Raw genomic sequence first — 23,712 nt, 5'->3', positions numbered from 1 at the left:
CTATGTGGTCGGGATCCCGTTGCGTGCGGGCAGAAGATCTAGACTTACCCAGTGCTCGCGATAACGCGCTGTAGGGCGAGCACAAACCCTTGAACCGACCACCGCCTCCCCGGATCGGAGTTCCCTCGCTGGCGATGGCCTTCTTGCAGAGGAGGGCAGGTCATGGACGAGGCAAGGCTTCACGATTTCATGGGCAAGCTGGTGGGCGACATGGGCGCAGCGGCGACCCTGGCCAATGTCATCCTGGGCGACGAACTGGGGTTGTATCGAGCGATGGCTGATAGCCAGCCAATTACCCCCGAAGCGCTGGCGGAAAAAACCGGCTGCCATCCGCGGCTGGTGCGCGAATGGCTGAACGCCCAGGCCGCTTCGGGTTACATGGCACACGTCAAGGGCTCTTTTGTGCTGCCCGAAGAGCAGGCCATGGCCCTGGCGCTGGAGGACTCCCCGGCTTATATGGCCGGTGGGGCCGCCGTGATCGCTGCGCTGTTCCATGACAAGGACAAGCTGGTCGCGGCCATGCGAGGCGATGGCGGGCTGGCCTGGGGGGACCACCACCCGTGCATGTTCAGCGGTACCGAGCGGTTTTTCCGACCCGGCTACCGTACGTTTCTGGTCGCTGAGTGGTTGCCAGCGCTCGAGGGTGTGGTGGCCAAGCTACAGGCGGGGGCCAAGGTCGCGGATGTAGGCTGCGGGCATGGCGCCTCGACGCTGGTCATGACCCAGGCGTTTCCAGCGTCTACCTTCGTCGGCTACGACTACCACGGGCCTTCCATCACCACCGCCAACGATCGTGCGCGTGAGGCGGGGCTAGCCGAGCGGGTGAGTTTTCAGCAGGCCAGTGCGAAGGATTACCCGGGACATGACCATGACCTGGTGTGCTTCTTCGATTGCCTGCACGACATGGGCGACCCGGTGGGGGCGGCCAAGCATGCCTATCGGGCGTTGAAGGCTGACGGCACGGTCATGCTGGTAGAGCCTTTTGCCGAGGATTCGCTGGACGGCAACCTGACGCCGGTAGGGCGCTTGTTCTACGCAGCCTCTACCTTCATCTGCACGCCGAATTCGCTGTCGCAGGAGGTGGGCTTGGGGTTGGGTGCGCAAGCCGGTGAGGCGCGCTTGCGGGCGGTGTTCGAGGAAGCGGGGTTCGGCCGCTTCCGGCGTGCGACGCAGACACCGTTCAACCTGATTCTGGAAGCTCGGAAGTAGGGTGTGGTCCTGCACGGGCCTTTTCGCGGGCGTGCCCGCTCCCACAGGATCATTACAGGGCCTGGAAACGCAGAAGGGGCGCCATGTGGCGCCCCTTCTGTTTGTTGCTTAGGCTTCAGCGTCCCAAGGACGATCGCCTTTTTCATCTTTGACGCGGGTTGGCAGGCCCATCACGTCAAGCGCCTTGAGGAACGGCTCGGCTGGCAGCTCCTCGACGTTGACCATGCGCTTGGCATCCCATTCGCCACGGGCAACCAGCAGGGCGGCAGCCACTGGCGGTACACCGGCGGTGTAGGAAATGCCCTGGCTGTCGGTCTCGGCGTAGGCTTCTTCGTGGTCTGCCACGTTGTAGATGAACACTTCGCGCGGCTGGCCATCCTTGGTGCCTTTGACCAGGTCACCGATGCAGGTCTTGCCGGTGTAGCCAGGGGCCAGGGAGGCCGGGTCTGGTAGAACGGCCTTGACCACTTTCAGCGGTACCACTTCCAGGCCTTCGGCCGTTTTTACCGGTTGCTCGCTGAGCAGGCCCAGGTTCTTCAACACGGTGAACACATTGATGTAGTGCTCGCCGAAGCTCATCCAGAAACGCACGTTCGGCACGTTGAGGTTCTTCGAAATCGAGTGAACTTCGTCGTGGCCGGTCAGGTAAAGGTTCTGCGAGCCTACCACTGGCAGGTCGTCGGTACGCTTGACCTCGAACATGGTGTTGCTGGTCCACTGGCTGTTCTGCCAGCTCCACACTTGCCCGGTGAACTCACGGAAGTTGATTTCCGGGTCGAAGTTGGTGGCAAAGTATTTGCCATGCGAACCGGCATTGACGTCGAGGATGTCGATCGAATCAATGCTGTCGAAATACTGCTGCTGCGCCAGTTTGGCGTAGCTGTTCACCACACCCGGGTCGAAACCGACGCCGAGAATGGCGGTAATGTTCTTTGCCTGGCACTCTTCGAGGTGTTTCCACTCGTAGTTGCCATACCACGGCGGGGTCTCGCAAATCTTGCCCGGCTCTTCGTGGATGGCGGTGTCCAGATAGGCGACACCCGTATCGATGCAGGCACGCAGCACCGACATGTTGAGGAAGGCGGAACCTACGTTGATCACGATCTGCGATTCGGTCTCGCGGATCAGCGCCTTGGTTGCCTCGACATCGAGGGCATTGAGCGAGAAGGCCTGGATGTCGGCGGGTACCTTGAGGCTACCCTTGGCCTTGACGCTGTCGATGATGGCCTGGCATTTGGAGATGTTCCGTGACGCGATAGCGATACGACCCAGTTCGTCGTTATGCTGCGCGCACTTGTGGGCCACCACCTTGGCGACACCTCCTGCACCAATGATAAGAACGTTCTTCTTCAATTTACCTTTTGCTCCTTACTTGGAAAGCCGGCCTTACGACAGGCTGGAAACGTAGTCTTCGAAACCGAACTCGCGGACGACTTCGACGCTGCCGTCGAGTTGCTTGACCACGATGGATGGCATCTTCAGGCCGTTGAACCAGTTTTTCTTGACCATGGTGTAACCCGCCGTGTCGATGAACGACAGGCGATCGCCAATGGCCAACGGGCGATCGAATTGGTACTCGCCGAAAATGTCACCGGCCAGGCACGACTTGCCGCAGACCATGTAGGTGTGCTCGCCGTCGTTGGGGGCCATCTTGGCGTTGAGGCGGTAGATCAGCAGGTCAAGCAGGTGTGCTTCGATCGAGCTGTCGACCACGGCCAGGTGCTTGCCGTTGTACAGGGTGTCGAGCACGGTCACTTCCAGCGAGGCGCTGTTGGTGATGGCTGCTTCGCCCGGCTCCAGGTACACCTGCACGCCGTACTTTTGCGAGAAGGCTTTGAGGCGCGCGCAGAAGGCGTCTACCGCATAGTCTTCACCGGTGAAATGGATGCCGCCACCGAGGCTGACCCACTCGACCTTGTGCAGCAGGTGACCGAAGCGCTCTTCGATGTGCGTGAGCATCTTGTCGAACAGGCCGAAGTCGCCGTTCTCGCAGTTGTTGTGGAACATGAAACCGGAGATCTGTTCGATCACCTGCTCGATCTTGGCAGGGTCCCATTCGCCCAGGCGGCTGAACGGACGTGCCGGGTCGGCCAGCAGGTAGTCAGAGCTGCTGACCTGCGGGTTGACGCGCAGGCCGCGCACTTTGCCTTCGGACTGTTCGGCAAAGCGCTGCAGCTGGCCGATGGAGTTGAAGATGATCTTGTCGCAGTTCTCGAGCATTTCCTCGACCTCGTCGTCGGCCCAGGCCACGCTGTAGGCGTGGGTCTCGCCGGCGAACTTCTGGCGGCCGAGCTTGAGCTCGAAGAGGGAGGACGAGGTGGTGCCGTCCATGTACTGCTGCATCAGGTCGAACACCGACCAGGTGGCGAAGCACTTGAGGGCGAGCAGCGCCTTGGCACCGGAGTGTTCGCGCACGTAGGCGATCTTCTCCATGTTGCTGAGCAGCTTGGTTTTATCGATGAGGTAATACGGCGTCTTGATCATTTAAAGGCCCCCGGCCAGGCCGGCCAAAAAAAGGACACGCATTGTGCCTTCACTTGCCGCAGACCGAAAGGGTGCGATACGCATTTCGTCAGGGTTGACGCTGTTGCGAGGGCATTTTTCCGGTTGCGGCGGGCTCAGTAGAACAGGCGCATGTGACTGTCGTAATCACCACCGACGGGCGGCAGCCTCAATCGGCTTGCTGCAACCACGCGTGAATCTGCTCAAGCGTTGCCGTAGCGCCACCACAAACCACCACCAGCACATTCTGGTAGTGCGCCAGGACGCCTGGCGCATACGCCAATGCCAGCGCCGCTCCACACGCTGGCTCGACCAGTACGCGATGGTCCAGCAGGAACCGCTCACAGGCTTCCAGCGCTGCGCGATCGCTGACCAGGTGGCTGTGCACCGGGTGTTGCTGTGCGCAGGCCAGCGCCTGATCGGCTACCCGCTTTGCCCCCAGCGATGTTGCCACCGAGGCGATGCGCTCCAGCTCGACCGAATGCCCCGCCTGCAGGGCCGCGTGCAGCGACGCGGCGCCGTGGGTTTCCACCGCCAGCACCGGTACATCACCCCAGCCATTGCGCTGCAGCCCCTCGACCACGCCGCTGAGCAAGCCGCCACCCCCCACCGACAGCACCACGGCGTCCGGTTTGACGCCTGCTTCGGCGACTTCATCGATCAGGCTGGCATGCCCGGCCCACAGCAGCGGATCGTCAAACGGGTGGATGAACGCATCATCCGGCCCCACCAAGGTCTGCGCCAGGGCGTTGGCCTCTTGCCAGGAGCTGCCATGCACCACCACGTTGGCGTCTTCCAGGCGCAGCAACTCCTTGGCCCGCTCGGTGGTGGTCTCGGGGACTACCACGGTCACCGGCACACCCAGTTTGCGCCCTGCATAGGCCACCGCCAGGCCGGCGTTGCCGCCCGAAGACGAGATGAACTGCCGGGCGCCACGGGCCTGATGCACTTCGCAGGCATGGCCCACCCCGCGCAGCTTGAACGAGCCGCAAGGTTGCAGGGCATCGAGCTTGAGCCAGATGTTTCGGCCCGCGGCCAACGACAGGGAGCGGGATTCGATCAGGGGGGTGTGGATATGCAAGGTCATTGGCTGGTTCCGCGTAATTGTTCAAGGTAGTTGTAAATGGTGTAGCGGGTCACGCCGAGCGCACTGGCCGCCTTTTCCACGCCGCCTTTGACGATGAACAGGCCACGCTCCTGCATGACCCGCACTGCCTCGACCTTGGCCTGTTTGTTCATCCGGCCTTGGCCGCTGCGTTGCAGGGAAGCCTGGATGATCTCGCTCATCAGCAGCTCCATGTCGGCGGGTTCGCTGACGGCAGGCGTGGCCCCCAGCGGTTGGAACTGCTGGAGAAAGCTCATGGCGGCGTCCAGGCCGGTGACGTCGGTGTTGACGCATAGGCTGGCGAAGGGGTGGCCGGTGCTGTCGCGAAAGATCGCAGTGGCGCTGCGCAGGGTGCGGCCCTTGAGCGTGGTGGGGTAGTCGGGTAGTACCACCGGCTCGCTGCCGTGCTGGTCGGCCGAGGCCTGCATCAGTGCCTTGAAGCCTTGATCCTGCTCTGGGGCGGCGAGGATCGGGCTGCCGACGCTGCGGCCGGAGAGGTGACCGTTGACGATCGCCACCACGGAATGCTCCGGGTGGTCCAGGTCGTGCAGCAGGATTTCCATGTTGCGTGCGGCGACGCTGCCCAAGGCCTGGATGGCGGCCTTGAGCACCGTGAGGGTAAGGTGGCGTTCTTCGCTGGGGGGGATAGGCATGGCACATCGCAATATCAACGTTTTGTGTATTTTTACACATAAAGTTGAATTGTGCGATCTGTGGTGGTTGTACTGGCCCATCGCGGGCAAGGCAGCGCCCACAGGTACTGCACGACCCTTGAGGTTTGCAGTTTCCTGTGGGCGCTGGCTTGCCGGCGATGGGCCGCAAAGCGGCCCTTGTAAAAGTCAGCCCAGCGCCGGGGTGCGCGGCGGAATCATACGGCGCGAGCCAGTCGCCTCGAAGGCTGCACCAAAGCTCAACAACGCATTGTCACTGTAAGCCCGCCCGGCAAAGGTCAGCCCCACCGGCATGCCGATGTCGGCCATCACCCCCATTGGCACGGTGACGGTCGGCACACCCAGGTGACGGATCGCCAGGTTACCGTTGGCCACCCAGATACCGTTGCTCCAGGCGATGTCCGCTGATGCCGGGTTGACGTCGGCATCGGCCGGGCCCACATCGGCCACTGTCGGGAACAGCACAGCGTCCAGGCCCAGATTGTCCATCCAGTCTTCCAGGTCCAGTTTGCGCGTGTGCTCCAGGCCACGCAGGCCGTCGGGCAAGGTCTCGATCTGGTCCCAGGTCTTCAGCCCGCGCTTGGCCATGTTGACGTACTCGTCCATGCCGGCGGCCAGGTCGTCTTCGCGGTTGGGCAGGGTGCCCGGGTCGTGGGGGAAAATCTGTGGGCCATCGACATCGGCCAGGCGGTTGAGCTTCGGGTCGCCGTTGGCGCGCAGGAAGTCGTCAAAGGCCCACCCCGACAGCTCCCACAGCTCGTCATGCAGGAACTCCTTGCTGACGATGCCACGGTTGTAAACGGTCGGTGCGCCCGGGCGGTCGCCCTCGCAGTTCGACACCAGCGGAAAGTCCACTTCCAGCACTTCGGCGCCGGCCGCCTCCAGAGCCTGGCGTGCCTGTTGCCACAAATCAATCACAGTGGCACGGGTGTTGATGCGTTGGCCAGTCGGGCCACCGATGCCTGGTTTTTCGCAGGTGCCTGCTTCGGCATCGGCATTTATATACATGCGCGGTACGCCAAAGCGTTTGCCCTTGAGTGCGCTGGCATCCACTGCCAGGTCCAGATAAGAAGCTGGGCGCACGGTGGATGCCGCCGGTATTGGCACCCAAGGTTGCAGACGCCACAGGTCGCCGCGCTTGTCAGCGTCATCGGCGACCACCACGTCGAGGATTTCCAGCAGGTCGGCCATGGTGCGGGCGTAAGGAACCACCACGTCCATGGTCGGGGTCAGCGGCCAGTTGCCACGCACCGAAATCACGCCGCGCGAGGGGGTGTAGGCGCACAAGCCATTGTTGGACGCCGGGCCACGGCCACTGGACCAGGTTTCCTCAGCCAGGCCGAAGGCACTGAAGCTGGCGGCGGTGGCGGTGCCGGCACCGTTGGATGAGCCCGAGGCGAAGGGCGCAGTCAGGAAGTTGGCGTTGTACGGGCTTTCGGCGCGGCCATACACGCCGCGCTGCATGCCACCGTTGGCCATGGGCGGCATGTTGGTTTTGCCCAGGCACACAGCACCCGCGGCGCGCAGGCGCTCGATGGTGAAAGCGTCGCGCTGGGCGACCAGATCCTTGAAGGCAGGGCTGCCGGAAGCGGCGGTCAGACCTTTGACCAGGTAGCTGTCCTTGGCGGTGTAGGGAATGCCATCCAGCGGGCTCAGGACCTGGCCTTGAGCGCGGCGGGCGTCGGAGGCCTCGGCTTCTTTCAGCGCCTCGGGGTTGCGTACCACGACAGCGTTCAGGGCGGTGGCGGTGTCGGCGCCATCGTAGGCGTCGATGCGCGCCAGGTAGGCCTTGACCAGCTCGACCGCCGTCGTGCGGCCCGACTCGAGCGCGTCGCGCAGCTCGGCAATGGAAACCTCGGTTACCTCGATCATGCGTTCACCAAAAAATGTGCAGGTGGGGGCTAATGCGAGGAGTGTACAAGAAGGGCTTGGCGGACGCAGGTTTGCGCGGGGGCAAATGGTTTTATGCAAGCGGGCATTGTCGGGGTCGCACAGCGACCCCGGCTAACCCTCAATCCAGGTCCTGCGCCGCATGCCGCTCGGGCACTTGGCTGGCCTCATCACCCCATGTGCGGTTTACCCGCGTTCCGCGCTGCACCGCCGGGCGCAGGGCAATTTCCTCGGCCCAGCGCTGCACGTTGGGATACTCATCCACCGCCAGGAATTCTGCCGCGTCATACAGGTTGCCGCGCACCAGCTGGCCATACCACGGCCACACGGCAATATCGGCAATGCTGTACTCATCACCGCCCAGGTAGCGGCTCTCGGCCAGGCGGCGGTCGAGCACGTCCAGTTGACGCTTGGCCTCCATGGTAAAGCGGTTGATCGCGTATTCGATTTTTTCCGGGGCATACACGTAGAAGTGACCGAAGCCACCGCCCAGGTAAGGCGCCGCGCCCATCTGCCAGAACAGCCAGTTCAGGCTCTCGGCGCGTGTAGCGGGCGATTTTGGCAGCAGTGCGCCGAACTTGTCTGCCAGGTACAGCAGGATCGAACCCGATTCGAATACCCGCACAGGCGGTTCGACGCTGCGGTCGAGCAGGGCAGGGATTTTGGAATTGGGGTTGACCTGGACGAAGCCGCTGGAAAACTGGTCGCCCTCACCAATGCGGATCAACCAGGCATCGTACTCGGCTGCGGTATGGCCCAAGGCAAGCAGCTCTTCAAGGGCAATGGTGACCTTGACGCCATTGGGGGTGGCCAGGGAGTAAAGCTGCAGAGGGTGGTTGCCTAGCGGCAGGTCCCTGTCGTGTGTCGGGCCGGCAACAGGGCGGTTGATGCTGGCGAACTGGCCGCCGGACGCTGCTTCATTGCGCCAGACCTTGGGTGGCACGTAGGCGGGCTTGCTCATGCATGAATCTCCTTCATTGGCGCGAAACGGTCACGTAAAGACGTGGACCTGTATCTATGCCACGGGTTCGACGCCATGCGCAAATGCATAGGGTGCGCGCGCAACGTGCATGACGAGGGTTTCATCCAGTTTTCATCCGGCGCACGCCAGGCCGGCTTTATGCTGGGCTATCGCTTCGCCCTGCAAGGAACCGCCGGCCGATGACTATTCCCCGCTGCGTGTTGGCGCTGGTCCTGATCGGCGGCCTGCTGGCCCATGCCGAGGCTGGGCCCCGGGTTGTCGGCCTGCACCACATGACCTTGGTCGACCCGGTCGATAGCCGGCCGATGCAAGCATTGGCGTTCTACCCCGCTATCGGTAAACCCCGTAGCAGCCGTATAGACGGCTATCCAGTCGAGGTGGCTGAAGAGGCACCCGTCGCCACGGGCCGGTTCCCGTTACTGGTATTGTCCCACGGCAATACCGGCAGCCCATTGGCGCTGCATTACCTGGCAACTTCGTTGGCGCGGCGAGGCTTTGTGGTGGTGGCAGTCGTGCACCCTGGGGACAATGCCCACGACCACAGTCGTCTGGGTACTCTGAGCAATCTGTATGGCCGGCCGCTGCAAGTCAGCGCCGCCATCACCGCAGCCCGCGATGATGCTTTGGTCGGGGCTTACCTGGATGAAGGCAAGGTGGGCGTGATCGGTTATTCAGCCGGTGGCGAAACCGCGTTGATCCTTTCCGGTGCGCGCCCGGACCTGGACCGCCTGCGCCAGTACTGCCTGGAGCGTCCGACCGACGCCGACGCCTGCAAGACCCACGGCATCTTGATTGCCGACCGCAGCGAACTGGCGCCGCAGGCCGACCAGCGGGTAGGGGCGGTGATGCTGATGGCGCCGTTGAGCCTGCTGTTCGGGCGCCATGCCTTGGCGGGGGTTCAGGTGCCAGCGCTGATCTACAGCGGTGATAGCGACCAGCTGGTGGCGGTGGACCGCAACGCCGAAGCTCTGGCCCGCAAGCTGCCGGTCACTCCCGATTATCGCCTGTTGGCCGGCGCCGGCCACTTTGTGTTCATGGCCCACTGCGACGCCGAGCAGTACGCGCGGATGCCGGCGCTGTGCAAGGATGCCGAGGGTGTGGATCGCCGCCATATCCATCATTCGCTGGCGCGTGAAACGGCGGCGTTCTTCAGCCAGGCGCTGGGCGCGCCGCAACTGGCCGAGCGATCAGCCGCGGCGAGCGCGCCGCGATAGCAACAGCGTTAGGCCCACCCCGGCCAGGGCGAGCAGGGCAGCCACGCAGAAGATCGAGGCATAGCCCAGGTGCACGGCTACTGCGCCCATCAGCGGGCCGGCGATAGCCAAGGCCATATCGAAGAACACCGCATAGGCCCCCAGCCCCGCGCCGCGGCTGTTGCTGGGGACCTGCCTGATTGCCTCGACGCCCAGCGCCGGGTACACCAGCGACAGCCCGAAACCGGTAAGCCCCGCGCCGACCAGTGCCCAGGCCGGCGCAGGCGCCAGCCACAGCAGGCTCAGGCCCAGCACTTCGGTGGCCATGCAGGCGACCGCCACGTTGTAGCCACCAAACCGGTTGACGGCATTGACGAATAAAAGCCGCGAAATGATGAAGCACACCCCAAACGCACTGAGGCACCAGGCTGCGCCCACCCAACCTCGCTCCAGGTAGTACAAGGTGACGAAGGTGGTCAGGGTGCCATAGCCGATCGAAGCCAGGGTCAGGCCAAGACCGCACGGTGCGACCCGGGCAAACGCCGACCAGAATGGCAGGCGCTCGCCCCGCGCCACCACCACATCGGGGCGCTTTCGCAACACCAGCAGGGCAAGGGTTGCCAGCACCAGCAAAGCAGGCCCCAGCACGCTGAAGTCCAGCCCATCCACGGCCAATACGCCCAGTGGCGCGCCAATAGCGATGGCGCCGTAGGAGGCGATACCGTTCCATGAGATCACCCTGGCGGTGTGTTCGGGGCCGACCTGGCTGATGCCCCAACTCAAGGTAGCCACGCCGATCAGCCCCTGGGCGATGCCGAGCAGCAAACGGCCGCCAAGCAACAACGCGAGGCTCAGCAGTGGCAGCGTCAGGGTCCAGGCCGATAACAGCGTCAATACCCCGCAGCCGGCAATCCCCAGCAGGCCGAAGCGGATGGCTCGCTTGCCCCCGAGGGTGTCTGCAACGCGCCCGGCAAACGGGCGGCTCAGCAGGGTGGCCAGATATTGCAAGCCGATGGTCACCCCGGCGATCACCGCACCAAAGCCCAGCTGGTCGTGCACGTAGCCGGGTAACACCGCAATGGGCAGGCCGATGCAGAGGAAGGCAATGAAGGTGTAGAAAACGATCGACAGGATCTGCAGGGTGATGTGCAGCGTATGGCTGGCGGGGGCAGGTTGTTGCGCGGTCATGGGCTCTTTCGCGGGCGGGCGGTTGGGCGTGGTCCCATCATGGCCGTTGTGCGAAGGAAAAGAAAGCAGGCTAACGAATTATTCGCCAGGGTGTGGCTGTGGCAGCGGACTTGTCCCCTGAATGGGAGTACGCGGTGCCTGGCACCGGCTTCGCCGGTGTTCGCGGGACAAGCCCGCTCCCACACGTCCCCTGCTTGACTGGGCTCTTGGGAGCGGGCGTGCCCGCGAAAAGGCCGGCCCAGCCATGCAACGTGGCCAGGCCTTACACTTCGATCAGACCAGTACGCCTTGGCTGCGCAGGTAATCGTCGTAGGTACCGCTGAAGTCCACCACACCATCGGGCGACAGCTCGATGATGCGCGTGGCCAACGACGAGACGAACTCGCGGTCGTGGCTGACGAACAGCAAGGTGCCCGGGTAGTTTTCCAGCGCCAGGTTCAGCGCCTCGATCGACTCCATGTCCAGGTGGTTGGTTGGCTCATCCATCACCAGCACGTTCGGCTTTTGCAGGATCAGCTTGCCGAACAGCATGCGGCCTTGCTCACCACCGGAAATCACCTTCACCGACTTGAGGATCTCGTCGTTGGAGAACAGCATGCGCCCCAGGGTGCCGCGAATCACCTGTTCGCCGGAGGTCCACTGGCCCATCCAGTCGAACAGGCTCAGATCGTCTTCAAAGTCGTGAGCGTGGTCCTGGGCGTAGTAGCCCACTTCTGCGCTGTCGGTCCATTTCACCGAACCTGCATCCGGGGTCATTTCGCCGACCAGAGTGCGCAGCAGGGTAGTCTTGCCAATACCGTTGGGGCCGATGATCGCAACGCGCTCACCCGCCTCGACGGTAATGTCGAAGTTCTTGAACAGCACCTTGTCGTCGAAGGCTTTCGCCATCTTCTCGACCACCACCGCCTGGCGGTGCAGTTTTTTGGTCTGCTCAAAGCGAATGAACGGGCTGACACGGCTGGAAGGTTTGACTTCGGCCAGCTGGATCTTGTCGATCTGCTTGGCACGCGAAGTCGCCTGCTTGGCCTTGGAGGCGTTGGCCGAGAAGCGGCTGACGAACGTCTGCAGTTCGGCGATCTGCGCCTTTTTCTTGGCGTTGTCCGACAGCAACTGCTCACGCGACTGGGTGGCCGCCGTCATGTACTCGTCATAGTTGCCTGGGAACAGGCGCAGCTCGCCGTAATCCAGGTCGGCCATGTGGGTGCAGACGCTGTTGAGGAAGTGGCGGTCGTGGGAAATGATGATCATGGTGCTGTTACGCGCCGTGAGGATCGTTTCCAGCCAGCGGATGGTGTTGATATCCAGGTGGTTGGTTGGTTCGTCGAGCAACAGCACGTCCGGGTCCGAGAACAATGCCTGGGCCAGCAGGACACGCAGCTTCCAGCCTGGCGCCACTTCGCTCATCGGGCCGAAGTGCTGTTCCAGGGGGATACCCAGGCCCAGCAGCAGTTCACCGGCGCGCGATTCGGCAGTGTAGCCGTCCATTTCGGCGAATTCGGTTTCCAGCTCGGCGACGGCCATGCCGTCTTCTTCGGTCATTTCCGGCAGCGAGTAGATACGGTCGCGCTCGGCCTTGACCTTCCACAGCTGGCTGTGGCCCATGATCACGGTGTCGATCACGGTGAATTCTTCATAGGCGAACTGGTCCTGGCGCAGCTTGCCCAGGCGGGTGTTCGGTTCCAGCATCACCTGGCCACCGGAAGGCTCCAGGTCACCGCCGAGGATCTTCATGAAGGTCGACTTGCCGCAACCGTTGGCGCCGATCAGACCGTAGCGGTTGCCGTTGTTGAATTTTACGGAAACGTTTTCAAACAGCGGCTTGGAGCCGAACTGCATGGTGATGTTAGCGGTGGAGATCAAAGGGCTTACCTATCAGTAACTTACGACGCTGGGCTTTCAGCTGATACCGATTTGATACCAATCTTGAGTTTTTCCAGCTCGCTCCAATCGGAGCTTGAGTTAAGCCAACGGGCATAAGTCGACAGCAGCATCTGCACGCTGTGACCCAGCTGTTGGGCGATAAATGCGGGGTTGAGACCGGACATTAAGCATATTGTCGCATAGGTGTGGCGGCAGTTGTATGGGGGGCGACGTCTGATCCCCAATTCATTCAGTACCGGCACCCACTGCTTATGCAGATCGGAGGTCTGTTTCACGTACTCGGCGTTCTTTGACGGCGGGAACAGGAACGGCGTTCCGGTCACCGCTCCCTTGCCATCCCTGCGGCGATCCGCGTACTGCCTGGCGAACTGGATTGCCCGCAACGCCCGATCGTTCAGCAGCACGAAGCGATCCCGCCCGGTTTTTGTCCTTTCCTCAACCTCGCCCAAGGCGACGGTCCGTTTGACGTGTACTGTTCTCCTCTCCATGTCTATCACATCCCAACGCACGGCCAAAGCCTCCGACAGGCGGAGGCCGGTGAAGAACATGAATTCAAACAGAGCGGCGTAGATGAGGCTCGGCCAGTGCTTGTGCTGGTACAGCTTGTCGAGGATGGTGTTGGCTTCTGCCAGGGTGAAAGGATCGATCTCTTTCTTCGAGCGCTTCGGCAGGTCAATCAGCTCGGCGGGATTCTTCGCAAGCAGGCCTTCCCGGGTGGCTGCACTAAGGATGGTGGACAGCCTGGTGATCGCATTGCGCTTCACGTTTGGGGAGGTCCATTCGGTTTCGGCGATGACGCGACGCAAAAGATTGGTCGTGATCAGGTCGACACGGACCATGGCCAGCCGCGGTACCCAGTAGAGGTTCAGGGCGCTCTTGTAGTTGTTGTGCGTGCCCTGGGTGATTTCCCGGCCGTCGAGCCAGAGCTGGGCATACTCGCCGAACGTCGGCTTACCGCCCACTGCAGCCTGTGAGCTGGGGAACAGCTCTGCGTACTTGTCCTGGTCAAGGAGGCCGAGCTTGTTGAGGCTAGTCACCTGATCGCGAAGGTTGGATGCAGCCTTGATCCCTTTTTGTGTCGGGGGATAGGGGAGCGTTTCGCATCGACGGATACCGTCCCATGTGAAACGAATACGGAGGGAGTTGCGGAAGATTTCGACCCCACGGGGTAAACCCATTGGCTTTCCAGCCATTCGTCATACCTCTTTTTGCTGTAGATGATCCGGCCGCCATGCTTCATCCAGACGCCCTCGGGGATCTTCCCATCCAGGCGCCGATGCTCCAGGGAGCGTTTAGTGCAGCCGATCAGTTCGGCTAGTCGTTGCTCGGTGACTTTGTCGACGTCACCGGTGGTTTCGATATCCATGGGATGGTCTCCACGCCGCCGGTGGCGGCAGGTTGGTGGTCAGGCGGGTATTTTCTCGAGCACCGCGTCGGCGACCTTGAGCGCCGCCTGGGCATCATTGACGTAGGCAGGGTCGAATCCGCCGGCGTAGTGGATCACCCGCTGGCAGGCGTCCAGCTCTTGGCGGGCGAGGCGGAGTGCCTGAATCAGTTCTTCCTGCAGTGCGCCCTCGGCCCGGCCGATATCCCAGAATCGCTGGCCCCAGTGCCCTTCGGGCGGCTGGTTATTGTTCTGTTTCCCGGCCGCCATTGCCCCTACGGCTACATCGCATACCCCGCGCTTGTAGGCGTTGTCGCCATCAAGGCTCAGGGCGACACGGCGGCGCAGGGTGTTCACGACCTCATCAGCATCGGCACCGGGGCCCATTAGGACGATGTCTTGCTCAGGTTCGCCTGGTACGTAGATCGCCAAGGTGAGTTTGGCTCCTGGCACCAGATGGTCGCTGATCTGCACCAGGGCATCGTTGGCTACTTCGTGGAAACGGTTTACTGCGGGCATAGGTGATCCTCGACCGGCAGCCATCGCCGCCGGCCTTGAGTGGAAGAGGGTAGTTACTTGGTCAGTTCGTGGCCGAACGGCACGCGGAAGCCGGAAGCGTTGCGGTGGCCACCACCGCCGTACTGCTTGGCGATCTCCGACACATCCATGCCCTCGTCGGTGCTGCGCAGGCTGAATACGCGGCCATCAGGGGTGTCCCAGTAGCAGGCGGCGAATGGTTCGCCCTGGGCCATGAGGTGACCCGCATCGCTCGTCACCGTGTATGGCAGGCTGGCCACCGGCACATCGTGACCGGCGATGACCAGGCGGCGCTTGGTCACAGCCACCAGCTCTGCAACGTCCTTCTGATGCTTTCGCTCAATCGCGGCACCGTCCGAGCGGAGGGTCTGGACATCAGTCGCCATGAGCGTGTCCCAGACTTCGAAGTCGTACGGGTAGCTGAAGAGGTTGGCCTGAATCTCGCGGGTGCCATCCAGCTGGAAGAGCCACAGGTCTCGGTCCTCGATGTGGCGCAGCAGCATTGGGGGTTCTTGCCCGGGGAAGAAGTGGTCCCAGGCGAGCATGGCGCCGCTGCGGTTCATGTCGAAGCAGCAGGCGATAGCGGGGGAGTTCTGCGAACTCATGAAGATGTGTGCGCTTTCCCAGCCCAGTGCGACCGACCCGTCGGGGTGCCGACCATCGACCCGAACGCCGGCGTGGAACGGCGGGAACTTGCCAAGGTCCTCGGCCGCCGATTTGTGGTGGTCCAGGATGATGATGCTGTTGGCCTTCCAGCTCAGCCTGGCCATGACTTCGTACTTGTAACTGAAGTCGACGATGATCACGTCTTTGTCGGTGACATCAGGTGGCTCCTGACCATGCACGCCGGCAACGAACTCAACCTGCTCGCCTAAGGCCTTGCGGACGACCCAGGCGCCGCCGAAGCCGTCAGCGCAGTTGCCATGGTAGATGCACATCGTTTTGCGTTCAGACATAGGGGATCCTCGCCCGCGCACTGCGGCGGGCATGCATGTTTAAATAGTGCCCCCAAAACAAGGAGCATTGAAATGGCAAAGGAAGTCAGGAAGCCGTTTGGCTACGTAGCGGTCACGCTCATACCCACGGGCATCGGGTTCGTTATGGGCGGGCTGCTGTCAGATCAGCCGGCGTTCATCTACAGCGGACTGGGCATGGCTATTCCTGGTGTGTTGCTAGGTGCGACGCACTTCTGGACGATCCGTCGAAGGGCTTGAGTTGTTGGGGGAGGGGTTATGCTGCTTTCTTGAGCCTGGGCGGGCTCGGCGGATAACCGAAGTACATGCGGCTGCGTCCGGTGTAGCCGCATTCTCGGCAGCCAGCTGCCGGGTGGGCGTTGTAGCCATAGCTGCAGCTTGAGCAATCGCAGCTGCAACCTGAACACTCCACGGAACACACGCCCAGTACCTCGACTTCGCCTTCCCGGTTGATGGAGTAGTTGTGGCGTCGGTCCAGGCGGAAAACGGTGATCTTCTCGGCTTCCTCATATGTGGCTGGGATTATGCGGAAGCCCCACTTGGCGGTCGGGTCATCAACTGTGCGAGTAACCTTCCTCATCGCGGCGCCCTGTAGATCAGGTATGCCATGTAGGCGAGGGCGATCATGGCTTCCACCTCTTGCCGACGCGGTACACCATCATCATGTTGTGATGGAGTGGCACTTTCAGGACGTGTTCGAAGAACTCGCCCTTTCCAGAGATGAACCCGGTAGGCACCTTGGTTCCTCCGGCGCCGAATTCACGCCAGCATTCTTCGCCGCCGTTCTTTTCCCAGTAGGCGCGCTCGCGCTTTGGAATCTCATCGTAGGTTTTTTCGAACACGGAGATATCCGGGATATCGCAGATCCGGCGCCATGCGGGATTGCGTTTGCACCATTCAGCAGCATGCTGAGAGGCTTGATCGACAGAGTAGAATTCCCTTGTGCTTTGTTCGGTCATGGCATCAGCTCCTTGGGCACCTGGACGGTATCGCCCAGCTTGTGGTTGACGAGCCCTCGGCAGAATGCGATCAGCGCGGTTGGACCGTAGCACCAGACCCCGGCGCCGGCAGGCCCTCCGGCGTAGCACGCATCCTCGGGCAGGCCGGGTATGTGCTGCGCTGTGCCGCTGTGCTGGTCGATCAGCTGGCCGCCGTGCTCCCAGTTGCTGGAAGGGCGATAGCCGAAGCCCTCGGCAGCGCCGCGGATGCTGATGCTGGTAGGATCGGTCCGGATGCGCCAGATTGTGGTCCTGCACTCGGGATCTGTGCCGAAGCCCTCGGCCATGGCCACCGCCCAGTCCAGCGGCGCGCCGATGAGGTTGGATACCCTCACTTCGATCAAGACGGTCATGCCCGGCGCCTCTCTGGGTTGCCATAGATGTCGTATTCCGGGCGCTCTGGCGGGTATGCCTCTGCCGTCAGCGCCTGGTCGATGGCCGCGCGCAGGTTCTCGTTGTAGTTCTCGCCGAGCACGCGCCGGTTTGGCTTGCCCATGTACTGGCCAATGATCTCGATGCCAATGCTGTAGTCGCCGTCCATGCCATTCGAATGGCTTTCGAAGCTGACATCCCAGCAGCAGGATTCCAGCGCGTTGAGGCGAGCCCGGTCTTGGCGCAGCTCGTCCAGCTCGGCGCTGGAGACGATGGTGAAGTGAGTTTTCTTCTTGCTCACAGCTGATACCTCTCATCAATCCAGCGCCCAGGCGCCAGTGCGGGTGTAGGTTCGGGTTGTGGTTCGTGCGGGGAGAGCTGGCGCTGGTTGCCGGCCTGCAGCTGGCTGTCGGGGATGCAGCTGATGCCGACCCCGTTGAGCAGGTAGCAGGTGACGCCGCGCTGGCTGTCGTGTTGCGCGTCGATGACGTTCTCGGTTGCGCTGGCGCAGGTGGCCAGCAGCAGGAGGCAGAGGGCGAGGCGGATCATGGCTGCACCTGTTGAATGTTGGATTCAACCCAATCGCGCATCCGCTGCCATCGGCTTTCGGGCGTATCTCGAATCAGCTCCCACCGACCCGCGTCGTCCTGCACGAACTTGCCTGGGCTCTCGTCGTTCTCGTAGACGATCTCGGCAGCCAGTGCCTCAGCGATCCCGAAGGCCTGGGCCACGCTCTCACGGTCATGAGCGTCAATCGTGCTCATGTCTATGCCGCGCCTGGAGCCAAGCGCACCGAGCGTGCAGAACTGGCCGTCGGCCTCCAGCGTGTCGGTTACTAGGCGCTTGTCGGGCATGGCGTCCAGAGCGTCGCGCAACTCGACCAGGAAGGCCTGGCCGCGCTTGCCCCTGATGGCCGATGCAACTGCGCCTCGCCAGCAGATGAGGCTCCAGTTATCGCAATCGTCGCTGTATCCGCTGCGGCTCATGGCTTCACCTCGCGGCGCGCCCACTGCACATGCGGGCCGTCTTCCGTGTCGAAGATACCCATCAGGAACCATTCAGGGCCTGGCGATTGCGGGTCCCAGCCGTTGCAGTGGGCTGCGCCGTCGAAGTACGGATGTTCGGCCAAGTCCGAATCCATATCCCAGGTTTTCAATTGAAGGCATTGCTCAGTTACCCAGGCCTTGAATGGAGCTGGGTCTTCAGTGCCGCCAAAGTCAGGAATACCTGGGTGGCACCACCAGCCGTCCTTATCGCGCTTGACCTCAACGGGGCCGAAAGCCACGCCGCCGTGTTTCGGGCATGGGTCGATGTAGTGGACCTCGGAATACATGCCATCGCCGCTGCGATAGTCCATCTTGCAGCCGCAGCTGGCTTTGTAGTTCACGAAGGCGATCCGGTTTTCTTCAGGCATGACTTCGTCCTTGGCCGCCATATCGCGGCAGTGAATAGAGGGGAGAGGGGTTACAGCTGGGAGGAGTACAAATGTGCTCTAAGTGCTGGGCTGAGCGAAGGCGCCTTTGAATTGTTGCTCCAGGTCTCGGACCTCGCGCTCTAGATCAAGGAGGTCGACGCTATCTTCACGTTGGCCGCGGCCAAGCAATGAATCGCCGTATTGCCCAATGGCGGTGGCTGCTCGATCCAGCAAGTCTTGGATCTCAGGCGCCCGTACTGCTCCAAGTGGCGCACCTTGTTTGCCTGGCGCGCTCGGCTCTGTGCTGGCAGATAGGGCTGTCTCGATCTTGGCAGCCAACCGCAGCGGAACATCATCGGCCAGCAGTTCGCGCAGCAGCGCATCCCGCTCGGCCAATAGGGCGCGCTGATTCGAGATCCGCAGGCTTTGCCGCATGATCTGATCATCCGAATGCTTGATGACCTCGCGAATCTGCTCAGCCTCGCCGGCACCGGTCATCGGTCCCAGGCCAACAATCGGCAGCCCAGTCGCCGCCGCATCCCGCTCCGCCTCTTCTTTGGTCCACCAGATGGCAGTACCAACCATCCAGGCTATCGGCTCGGGGTGGGGCTGCGGGGCTTTCCCGCCTGTAACGCGCTCTTCGATGGATGCCCAGGCTGGCGCGAACTCTGGCCAATCGCTTTCAATCACCAGGCACTCCCGCGCCGGGCAGTTCCACTCGGCCATCAGTGACATCACGCCTTCGAGATAGGAGTGCGCGAGATCTGAGTCGACAGGTGACAGTAGCGCCAGGTCGCTGCGCTTGACGACGATGTACCGGTCTTCGCGCTGAAAGGGCACGCTGACCATCTCGGTGTTGCTGGATCGGTTTTCTGTGGTCATGGGGATACCGTTGAGCATATCTTGACGTGTTATTTATAAATGGCATGATCCACCTCCACCTATTGATGGCAGGAAGTTGAGCATGAGTTCTGATCTGAATGAGGAAAAGTGGGACGTAGCCGAGCAAATCGCCCTAGAAGCTGGGCTGTTGGGGCGGTGTGAGTGCGGATACCCTATTGATCAGCAAGTTAGCTACCGTACAAAGGCGTACGCTCTTGCCAGTTCCCGTTTTGCTAGTGGAGACCTTCAACTTTTCAAAAATCAGAAGGACGTGACCGATTTGATTGATAAGGTGGTCGATGATGCTTTTTTTGACTGTTCTGTTTGTAACGCGTAATGGTCGAAGCTATGCCACCAGGCGTTGATAAAGTTCGATGAGCTCGGAGGCGTTGGCCGCAACCAGCGCCCGTGCTTCGTCCTTGCAGACGCTGTTGCCCAACAGCTTCACCTGGTCAGTCTTGCTGATGGCTTTCCAGTACAGCTGACCGGTCACTTCATCGAGGAACAGGCCTCGGTCGATGATGTAGTCCGGTCGGAAGCCCTGGGCGCGTTTCAGTTCGTGCGGCTGCAGCATGCGCAGGGTAATGTCGATCAGCACGTAGTCACCGACCATGACGATATCGGCGTGCTCGGTGAAGTGCTGCGGCATGTATTTTCGGAGGAACGCCGCGCACTTGCGGGCACCGGCCAGTTGCTCATCTGTCAGCGTGTGGCTGTGCAACTGGACGACTTCGACCACAGCCATGCGATCCTTCGACGGGATCGTGTGGACCGGCTCACGAAGTGAGATCCCGTCCTTCTCGGCACCGTAGTACTTCACCATGTAGGCAGTGACCAGGCGCTGATTTGAGCCTTTGCCCAGGACGGTCGAAAACGGATCGTCAGCTGCGCGGCCGTCGCCCTTATAGAAGCCACCATTGGCCTGCTCCAGGTGGGCGGAAGCAATAGCGTGGTGACCGCTGTTCTGCGTTATGCAACTGAGAGGGCCGCTTGTGGCACTACCCACGCAGCCCTTGCGTAACGTCACTAGGGAGGCAGAAACCAGCGCCTGCTCGCCGCGATTCGCGCCTGTCACCGTCATGGCCGGGTCCGTGGCAGGGTAGCCTGATCGATTTCCGTGGTGCGTCAGGTGCGTCAGATGCGCGCCGACCAACGCAAAGTGCCCTCCCTTGACTTGTGCGACTTGGGTTCGCAGTGGCTCAAGAGTGTCAAAGGTGCGCTGGTTCGACCCATTCGCATGCTCAGTAAGGCATCCAGCCATCGCCATCGTCGGCTGAACTAGGGCGTGATGGGTGCCGCCACCGCTTATGGTCGAGGCCGGCTCAGAGACGCTGTGCGTGCTGGTGTGCGACTTCGAGGTTCCGCGTAGCGGGACTATGAACGGATCGTTGCAGGCCAGGGTGTGCCGCCACAGGCCTTTGGCGATCCGGTTCATGGTGTTCTCCACCAGAGCATCGTCGCGGAAGATCGTGCGGCCCTGCAGCTCCCAGTCAATGCACTCGGCGGCGGATCGCCAGGCCTGCTGACCCTTGCCGGGGGTCTTGTGATGCGTCGGCGCGGGCCAGACGATTGGCTTGCCGTCGCACCGGGCGATGCCGTACAAGCGCTTGCGAATCGTAGGCGCGCCTTGGTCGGCTGCGACGCGCACCTGGTGCTCGAAGTTGTAGCGAAGGCCGCGCAGCAGTGCTTCCTTGGGCACGTGGTCGCCGATCTCGGCGAGGATTTCCGGTAGGTCCGGGTGGTCCTCTGGAATGCCGTTGCCCAGCACGTTCACGAACGCCTGGAAAGTGCGGCCTTTCTCTGCCTTGATCGGGCGACCTTCATCGTCGAGCGGCCCCCAGTCGGCGAACTCTTCCACGTTTTCAAGGAAAATCAGTCGCGGACGAGTCTGGTATGCCCAGCGAATGATCACCCATGCGAGGCCGCGAATCTTGCGGTCACGTGGTTTCCCGCCCTTGGCCTTGCTGTGGTGCCGGCAGTCGGGCGAAGCCCACAAGATGCCGACCGGTTGCCCCTTCGTTGCCAGGATCGGATCGACTTCGAACACGTCTGCAACGTAGTGCTCGGTCTGCTGGTGGTTGGCGCGGTGCACAGCCAAGGCGATTGGGTTGTGGTTCACCGCCACATCCGGTTCGCGGTACGCCTCGGCAATGCCGCTGCTGGCGCCGCCGCCGCCGGCGAAGAGATCGACAACCAGCTCCTTTTCGAAGGGCAGGGCGAGGGAGGTCATACAGGTCATGTTGTGGTCCTTGCGTGCAGGCGCCGCCCTCGCCGGGGTGGCGTGATTCGTTGAAGTGCGGTATTGGTGAGCAAAATTGAGAAAAGCGGACTAGTCATGAAGCAACCAACTGTGGGGCAATCGCATGGGCAAATTGATTTATCCAAAATGATGCACTCGGGGCATCCGGTAGCCTGGCTCTCAAAGCTCACATGGGAAATTGCTGAAGCAATGACCTGTAGAAGCCCAAACCCGGCAGCACGTGTTTATAAGTCAATGAATTGTGCGATTACTGCTTGGCATATGCATGATTGGATTTGGCAGTTCAGCGACGAACAAATGAAGGAAGAGCTCGCAGCCTTCCTTAAGGCCCCCAGTTTCAAATCCATTGGTGATTTCTCACGGGCCATCCAGCGACTATCGCCCGCAATTTGCTATTGTCGTCAAATTGGGACGGCCGTTAAACACGTATCCCTCGCCTATAACCGTCCCGAAGTAACTACCCGTGTGTTGCGCTTGGATGAAGAAGGTAGCTCCGGGTACCAGGTAATGATTCTGGATGGCTCTAAAGAGCATCTGGATACTGACGTCTATACTGCCGCCCTGGATGTCTGGTCGCGAATTTATGTACAGCTAGAATTTGACATGTGGGAGGAAGTCTACAAATTGTGGCCCTCATGGCAGAAGGAGGCTGAGGGTTAGATTTTGGTTTCTACTGCAGACTGTCATTGGATGTGACGTACGTTTCTTTACAAGGATTTTTAAAATTTTTCTACGAGGACTAGCCGTGCCTGAAATGCTAAAGGTTGTCGAGTCATATCTTCCTGTTACCGTGCTGAGTGCAATTGGATTGTTTATTACAAAAGAAATTGTCGAGATATTTAAGCGGCGCGGTGAAAAGAAGCGAAAGATCACGGCGTACAAAAGCCTGATTGCAGAAGAATGCATGAAAAATGCATGGACCCTTAAGTCATTAGGTTCGCATGTGCGTTCGCTGAGCGATCCCGATCTATGCAAGGTGGTGCTGGAGTCAACTTCATACGGGGACATCCTGATGTGTGTTCATGACGCCGGCTCGGGAGGTGGATCACCCATAGTAGATGTCCATTCAAAGATTTTCGAAAAGACGGTGGTGGACATGGCTGTGATCGATAGCGAGCTATTTACACACTGTAAAAACGCATATGAAGATCTTGCAAATGTAACCAACTGCCTGAACCAGCTGCGTGAGTTCTCGGGGAAAAATGATTTGCTGCATCTTAAGGGCTTGGCTGCGTATTCAAAGAGTGTGCTCGAAGCAGCTGAGCTCGATTTGCAAGTGCTATTCAAATTCTGCACCGGCAAGGAGTTAAGTCATAAAGTTAGATCATTTATCTGAATTAGAGCGGTGCCACTACCTCATCCCCCGGATCCTGCTGAGTCATCAGCATGCTCTTCCGGTTGAACCCAGCGCCACAAATGCCACTTACAGGCTGTGGCGCTGGCTCTTGTCACTTAGCGTCGAAGGTACCCAGGGACAGCTTCGCGGCGGTACCGACCTTGGCGTCGAGCACGGCCTTGAACTCTTGGGCGATGGCTTCGCGCTGGGCCTCTTCGCCGATCCAGCGCAGTTTGAGCACTGGTTGCGCGCCGCCGGTGATGACCGAAACGCGCAGGCGGATCACTTGCTCGGCCAAGCCTTCAAACGGAATTACCTTGAAGTCCAGCCAAGCCGGCAGGGTCTCTTTGCTGCTGGCCTCAATCTGGTCCATGGTGCTGCGGCTGGCGCGTGTCTCGCCGACTGCGTGATCGCTTTCCGACGAGGCCTTCACGGTGATAGTGCGAACTGCGGCGATCGCTTTGGCGATGGTCATGGTCTGGCCATCCTCATCGGTCGCCGACAGGTGCTGGTTCCAGTCTTCGATCCAGTCGCTCATGGCCTTCTGCACCAGGCTCTGGCCGCACACCGCCTGAACGGCGGCGAACGCAGCAGAAGCCTTCAGGCGCAGCACGGCGCGGTCATCGGCATGGCCCGGCTCTTCGGCGGTGCCGATGTTGAACAGCACGATGCAGCTCATATTGTCCTGGTCGATGAAGCCGCGGGCTGCTGGGGCGGAGCGCTCAACAACGTAGGCGCTGTAGTCAGCCAGCGAGTGGGTGGAGTAGGTGCCACGGAAGCGGTTGCGGCCTTCCTGATAACGCTCGAGATCAACCACGTTGAAGTTTTGCGGCACGACGACCACCGGGCCCAAGGCCGGCAGATCGCGGCCTACTGCGGCAATGGTGTTTTCCTGGATCAGTTCGAGAGCTTCTTTGCTGAGGGACATGCGCTA

At 61.2% G+C, this 23,712-nt stretch carries 28 protein-coding genes; 6 read left to right on the top strand and 22 right to left on the bottom strand.

What is annotated here, in order from left to right; translation table 11 throughout:
• The first annotated feature begins 162 nt into the window (after window positions 1-162).
• Entirely contained in the window at window positions 163-1,209 is a 1,047-nt protein-coding gene (locus AC07XM_RS18650; RefSeq protein WP_102689463.1) for a class I SAM-dependent methyltransferase, read from the top strand.
• A gap of 108 nt (window positions 1,210-1,317) precedes the next feature.
• On the opposite strand, the gene AC07XM_RS18645 is transcribed toward AC07XM_RS18650, so the two are convergent.
• The 6 genes from AC07XM_RS18645 to yghU all read right to left on the bottom strand — a co-directional run bounded on the left by AC07XM_RS18645 (window position 1,318) and on the right by yghU (window position 8,338).
• Complete coding sequence (locus AC07XM_RS18645) at window positions 1,318-2,562, bottom strand: saccharopine dehydrogenase family protein (protein WP_003248123.1); 1,245 nt, start codon at window positions 2,560-2,562, stop codon at window positions 1,318-1,320.
• Window positions 2,563-2,595: 33 nt separating this feature from the next.
• Window positions 2,596-3,693 carry a carboxynorspermidine decarboxylase gene (locus AC07XM_RS18640; protein ID WP_016486580.1) on the bottom strand — a complete coding sequence of 366 codons (1,098 nt, stop codon included), beginning with the start codon at window positions 3,691-3,693 and terminating at the stop codon, window positions 2,596-2,598.
• A 187-nt stretch (window positions 3,694-3,880) separates the two neighbouring features.
• Window positions 3,881-4,798, bottom strand: a complete 918-nt coding sequence (locus tag AC07XM_RS18635) for a pyridoxal-phosphate dependent enzyme (protein ID WP_060516581.1) — start codon at window positions 4,796-4,798, stop codon at window positions 3,881-3,883.
• Window positions 4,795-5,469: a helix-turn-helix transcriptional regulator gene (locus AC07XM_RS18630; RefSeq protein ID WP_016486582.1), complete on the bottom strand. Its 675-nt coding sequence runs from the start codon at window positions 5,467-5,469 to the stop codon at window positions 4,795-4,797. Before AC07XM_RS18630 ends, AC07XM_RS18635 begins: the two co-directional genes overlap by 4 nt.
• A 186-nt stretch (window positions 5,470-5,655) precedes the next feature.
• Window positions 5,656-7,359, bottom strand: coding sequence for an amidase (locus AC07XM_RS18625; protein ID WP_016486583.1), 1,704 nt, complete (start codon window positions 7,357-7,359; stop codon window positions 5,656-5,658).
• A gap of 139 nt (window positions 7,360-7,498) precedes the next feature.
• A complete protein-coding gene (yghU, locus tag AC07XM_RS18620) occupies window positions 7,499-8,338 on the bottom strand; it encodes a glutathione-dependent disulfide-bond oxidoreductase (protein WP_023048169.1) in 840 nt (279 codons plus the stop codon).
• Between the two features lie 200 nt (window positions 8,339-8,538).
• Between yghU and AC07XM_RS18615 the strand changes: the two genes are divergently transcribed.
• Window positions 8,539-9,573, top strand: a complete 1,035-nt coding sequence (locus AC07XM_RS18615; protein ID WP_016486585.1) for an alpha/beta hydrolase family protein — start codon at window positions 8,539-8,541, stop codon at window positions 9,571-9,573.
• Here AC07XM_RS18615 and AC07XM_RS18610 read toward each other — a convergent pair.
• The 6 genes from AC07XM_RS18610 to AC07XM_RS18585 all read right to left on the bottom strand — a co-directional run bounded on the left by AC07XM_RS18610 (window position 9,547) and on the right by AC07XM_RS18585 (window position 15,498).
• Entirely contained in the window at window positions 9,547-10,740 is a 1,194-nt protein-coding gene (locus tag AC07XM_RS18610) for an MFS transporter (protein WP_070086831.1), read from the bottom strand. The two genes, AC07XM_RS18615 and AC07XM_RS18610, sit on opposite strands and share 27 nt — an antisense overlap.
• Window positions 10,741-11,013: 273 nt before the next feature.
• Window positions 11,014-12,600, bottom strand: a complete 1,587-nt coding sequence (locus AC07XM_RS18605; protein WP_016486587.1) for an ABC-F family ATPase — start codon at window positions 12,598-12,600, stop codon at window positions 11,014-11,016.
• 20 nt (window positions 12,601-12,620) lie between these two features.
• Window positions 12,621-13,754 carry a tyrosine-type recombinase/integrase gene (locus AC07XM_RS18600; protein ID WP_256596955.1) on the bottom strand — a complete coding sequence of 378 codons (1,134 nt, stop codon included), beginning with the start codon at window positions 13,752-13,754 and terminating at the stop codon, window positions 12,621-12,623.
• Window positions 13,655-13,987 (bottom strand): hypothetical protein, encoded by a 333-nt coding sequence (locus AC07XM_RS18595; protein WP_256596950.1) that lies wholly within the window; start codon window positions 13,985-13,987, stop codon window positions 13,655-13,657. The genes AC07XM_RS18600 and AC07XM_RS18595 overlap by 100 nt, the downstream gene beginning before the upstream one ends.
• A 39-nt stretch (window positions 13,988-14,026) precedes the next feature.
• Window positions 14,027-14,524 (bottom strand): hypothetical protein, encoded by a 498-nt coding sequence (locus tag AC07XM_RS18590; RefSeq protein ID WP_102689465.1) that lies wholly within the window; start codon window positions 14,522-14,524, stop codon window positions 14,027-14,029.
• A 53-nt stretch (window positions 14,525-14,577) separates the two neighbouring features.
• Window positions 14,578-15,498, bottom strand: coding sequence for a phosphohydrolase (locus tag AC07XM_RS18585; protein ID WP_256596951.1), 921 nt, complete (start codon window positions 15,496-15,498; stop codon window positions 14,578-14,580).
• A gap of 72 nt (window positions 15,499-15,570) precedes the next feature.
• Here AC07XM_RS18585 and AC07XM_RS18580 point away from each other — a divergent pair, with 72 nt between their 5' ends.
• Entirely contained in the window at window positions 15,571-15,756 is a 186-nt protein-coding gene (locus AC07XM_RS18580; protein WP_102689466.1) for a hypothetical protein, read from the top strand.
• Window positions 15,757-15,772: 16 nt separating this feature from the next.
• On the opposite strand, the gene AC07XM_RS18575 is transcribed toward AC07XM_RS18580, so the two are convergent.
• The 8 genes from AC07XM_RS18575 to AC07XM_RS18540 all read right to left on the bottom strand — a co-directional run bounded on the left by AC07XM_RS18575 (window position 15,773) and on the right by AC07XM_RS18540 (window position 19,182).
• On the bottom strand, window positions 15,773-16,096 hold the full coding sequence (locus AC07XM_RS18575) for a hypothetical protein (RefSeq protein ID WP_146024530.1): 324 nt from the start codon (window positions 16,094-16,096) through the stop codon (window positions 15,773-15,775).
• A 43-nt stretch (window positions 16,097-16,139) separates the two neighbouring features.
• On the bottom strand, window positions 16,140-16,475 hold the full coding sequence (locus tag AC07XM_RS18570) for a hypothetical protein (RefSeq protein ID WP_102689467.1): 336 nt from the start codon (window positions 16,473-16,475) through the stop codon (window positions 16,140-16,142).
• Window positions 16,472-16,867, bottom strand: a complete 396-nt coding sequence (locus AC07XM_RS18565; protein ID WP_102689468.1) for a phage protein NinX family protein — start codon at window positions 16,865-16,867, stop codon at window positions 16,472-16,474. The genes AC07XM_RS18570 and AC07XM_RS18565 overlap by 4 nt, the downstream gene beginning before the upstream one ends.
• Window positions 16,864-17,187 carry a peptidoglycan recognition protein family protein gene (locus AC07XM_RS18560; RefSeq protein ID WP_102689469.1) on the bottom strand — a complete coding sequence of 108 codons (324 nt, stop codon included), beginning with the start codon at window positions 17,185-17,187 and terminating at the stop codon, window positions 16,864-16,866. Before AC07XM_RS18560 ends, AC07XM_RS18565 begins: the two co-directional genes overlap by 4 nt.
• Complete coding sequence (locus AC07XM_RS18555; protein ID WP_102689470.1) at window positions 17,184-17,435, bottom strand: hypothetical protein; 252 nt, start codon at window positions 17,433-17,435, stop codon at window positions 17,184-17,186. The genes AC07XM_RS18560 and AC07XM_RS18555 overlap by 4 nt, the downstream gene beginning before the upstream one ends.
• Window positions 17,432-17,872, bottom strand: a complete 441-nt coding sequence (locus AC07XM_RS18550) for a hypothetical protein (protein ID WP_102689471.1) — start codon at window positions 17,870-17,872, stop codon at window positions 17,432-17,434. The genes AC07XM_RS18555 and AC07XM_RS18550 overlap by 4 nt, the downstream gene beginning before the upstream one ends.
• Window positions 17,869-18,300, bottom strand: a complete 432-nt coding sequence (locus tag AC07XM_RS18545) for a hypothetical protein (RefSeq protein WP_256596952.1) — start codon at window positions 18,298-18,300, stop codon at window positions 17,869-17,871. The genes AC07XM_RS18550 and AC07XM_RS18545 overlap by 4 nt, the downstream gene beginning before the upstream one ends.
• A gap of 78 nt (window positions 18,301-18,378) precedes the next feature.
• A complete protein-coding gene (locus AC07XM_RS18540) occupies window positions 18,379-19,182 on the bottom strand; it encodes a hypothetical protein (RefSeq protein WP_256596953.1) in 804 nt (267 codons plus the stop codon).
• A gap of 82 nt (window positions 19,183-19,264) precedes the next feature.
• Between AC07XM_RS18540 and AC07XM_RS18535 the strand changes: the two genes are divergently transcribed.
• The gene (locus tag AC07XM_RS18535) at window positions 19,265-19,519 is read left to right on the top strand and encodes a hypothetical protein (protein WP_102689472.1); all 255 of its coding nucleotides are present in this window, start codon (window positions 19,265-19,267) and stop codon (window positions 19,517-19,519) included.
• 9 nt (window positions 19,520-19,528) lie between these two features.
• Here the strand turns inward: AC07XM_RS18535 and AC07XM_RS18530 are convergent, their stop codons facing one another.
• On the bottom strand, window positions 19,529-21,421 hold the full coding sequence (locus tag AC07XM_RS18530) for a DNA cytosine methyltransferase (protein WP_102689473.1): 1,893 nt from the start codon (window positions 21,419-21,421) through the stop codon (window positions 19,529-19,531).
• 96 nt (window positions 21,422-21,517) lie between these two features.
• Here AC07XM_RS18530 and AC07XM_RS18525 point away from each other — a divergent pair, with 96 nt between their 5' ends.
• Window positions 21,518-22,102: a hypothetical protein gene (locus AC07XM_RS18525; RefSeq protein WP_146024531.1), complete on the top strand. Its 585-nt coding sequence runs from the start codon at window positions 21,518-21,520 to the stop codon at window positions 22,100-22,102.
• Window positions 22,103-22,196: 94 nt separating this feature from the next.
• Window positions 22,197-22,778, top strand: coding sequence for a hypothetical protein (locus tag AC07XM_RS18520; protein WP_102689508.1), 582 nt, complete (start codon window positions 22,197-22,199; stop codon window positions 22,776-22,778).
• Window positions 22,779-22,890: 112 nt separating this feature from the next.
• Here the strand turns inward: AC07XM_RS18520 and AC07XM_RS18515 are convergent, their stop codons facing one another.
• The gene (locus AC07XM_RS18515; RefSeq protein WP_102689475.1) at window positions 22,891-23,706 is read right to left on the bottom strand and encodes a DUF2303 family protein; all 816 of its coding nucleotides are present in this window, start codon (window positions 23,704-23,706) and stop codon (window positions 22,891-22,893) included.
• Window positions 23,707-23,712 lie beyond the last annotated feature (6 nt).

It is taken from the genome of Pseudomonas sp. GW460-LB5, from assembly GCF_059423245.1.
The sequence above is the reverse complement of the archived record's forward strand: the minus strand, read 5'-3'. Positions and strand labels throughout refer to the sequence as shown.

Excerpts from the sequence above, each read along its gene's own strand:
- AC07XM_RS18555 (WP_102689470.1), bottom strand. The coding sequence starts at position 17,435 with ATGATCCGCCTCGCCCTCTGCCTCCTGCTGCTGGCCACCTGCGCCAGC.
- yghU (WP_023048169.1), bottom strand. The coding sequence starts at position 8,338 with ATGAGCAAGCCCGCCTACGTGCCACCCAAGGTCTGGCGCAATGAAGCA.
- AC07XM_RS18625 (WP_016486583.1), bottom strand. The coding sequence starts at position 7,359 with ATGATCGAGGTAACCGAGGTTTCCATTGCCGAGCTGCGCGACGCGCTC.
- AC07XM_RS18615 (WP_016486585.1), top strand. The coding sequence starts at position 8,539 with ATGACTATTCCCCGCTGCGTGTTGGCGCTGGTCCTGATCGGCGGCCTG.
- AC07XM_RS18590 (WP_102689465.1), bottom strand. The coding sequence starts at position 14,524 with ATGCCCGCAGTAAACCGTTTCCACGAAGTAGCCAACGATGCCCTGGTG.
- AC07XM_RS18630 (WP_016486582.1), bottom strand. The coding sequence starts at position 5,469 with ATGCCTATCCCCCCCAGCGAAGAACGCCACCTTACCCTCACGGTGCTC.
- AC07XM_RS18585 (WP_256596951.1), bottom strand. The coding sequence starts at position 15,498 with ATGTCTGAACGCAAAACGATGTGCATCTACCATGGCAACTGCGCTGAC.
- AC07XM_RS18570 (WP_102689467.1), bottom strand. The coding sequence starts at position 16,475 with ATGACCGAACAAAGCACAAGGGAATTCTACTCTGTCGATCAAGCCTCT.
- AC07XM_RS18535 (WP_102689472.1), top strand. The coding sequence starts at position 19,265 with ATGAGTTCTGATCTGAATGAGGAAAAGTGGGACGTAGCCGAGCAAATC.
- AC07XM_RS18650 (WP_102689463.1), top strand. The coding sequence starts at position 163 with ATGGACGAGGCAAGGCTTCACGATTTCATGGGCAAGCTGGTGGGCGAC.
- AC07XM_RS18515 (WP_102689475.1), bottom strand. The coding sequence starts at position 23,706 with ATGTCCCTCAGCAAAGAAGCTCTCGAACTGATCCAGGAAAACACCATT.
- AC07XM_RS18530 (WP_102689473.1), bottom strand. The coding sequence starts at position 21,421 with ATGACCTGTATGACCTCCCTCGCCCTGCCCTTCGAAAAGGAGCTGGTT.
- AC07XM_RS18610 (WP_070086831.1), bottom strand. The coding sequence starts at position 10,740 with ATGACCGCGCAACAACCTGCCCCCGCCAGCCATACGCTGCACATCACC.
- AC07XM_RS18540 (WP_256596953.1), bottom strand. The coding sequence starts at position 19,182 with ATGACCACAGAAAACCGATCCAGCAACACCGAGATGGTCAGCGTGCCC.
- AC07XM_RS18640 (WP_016486580.1), bottom strand. The coding sequence starts at position 3,693 with ATGATCAAGACGCCGTATTACCTCATCGATAAAACCAAGCTGCTCAGC.
- AC07XM_RS18575 (WP_146024530.1), bottom strand. The coding sequence starts at position 16,096 with ATGAGGAAGGTTACTCGCACAGTTGATGACCCGACCGCCAAGTGGGGC.
- AC07XM_RS18565 (WP_102689468.1), bottom strand. The coding sequence starts at position 16,867 with ATGACCGTCTTGATCGAAGTGAGGGTATCCAACCTCATCGGCGCGCCG.
- AC07XM_RS18580 (WP_102689466.1), top strand. The coding sequence starts at position 15,571 with ATGGCAAAGGAAGTCAGGAAGCCGTTTGGCTACGTAGCGGTCACGCTC.
- AC07XM_RS18595 (WP_256596950.1), bottom strand. The coding sequence starts at position 13,987 with ATGGATATCGAAACCACCGGTGACGTCGACAAAGTCACCGAGCAACGA.
- AC07XM_RS18635 (WP_060516581.1), bottom strand. The coding sequence starts at position 4,798 with ATGACCTTGCATATCCACACCCCCCTGATCGAATCCCGCTCCCTGTCG.
- AC07XM_RS18525 (WP_146024531.1), top strand. The coding sequence starts at position 21,518 with ATGAAGCAACCAACTGTGGGGCAATCGCATGGGCAAATTGATTTATCC.
- AC07XM_RS18545 (WP_256596952.1), bottom strand. The coding sequence starts at position 18,300 with ATGCCTGAAGAAAACCGGATCGCCTTCGTGAACTACAAAGCCAGCTGC.
- AC07XM_RS18520 (WP_102689508.1), top strand. The coding sequence starts at position 22,197 with ATGCTAAAGGTTGTCGAGTCATATCTTCCTGTTACCGTGCTGAGTGCA.
- AC07XM_RS18550 (WP_102689471.1), bottom strand. The coding sequence starts at position 17,872 with ATGAGCCGCAGCGGATACAGCGACGATTGCGATAACTGGAGCCTCATC.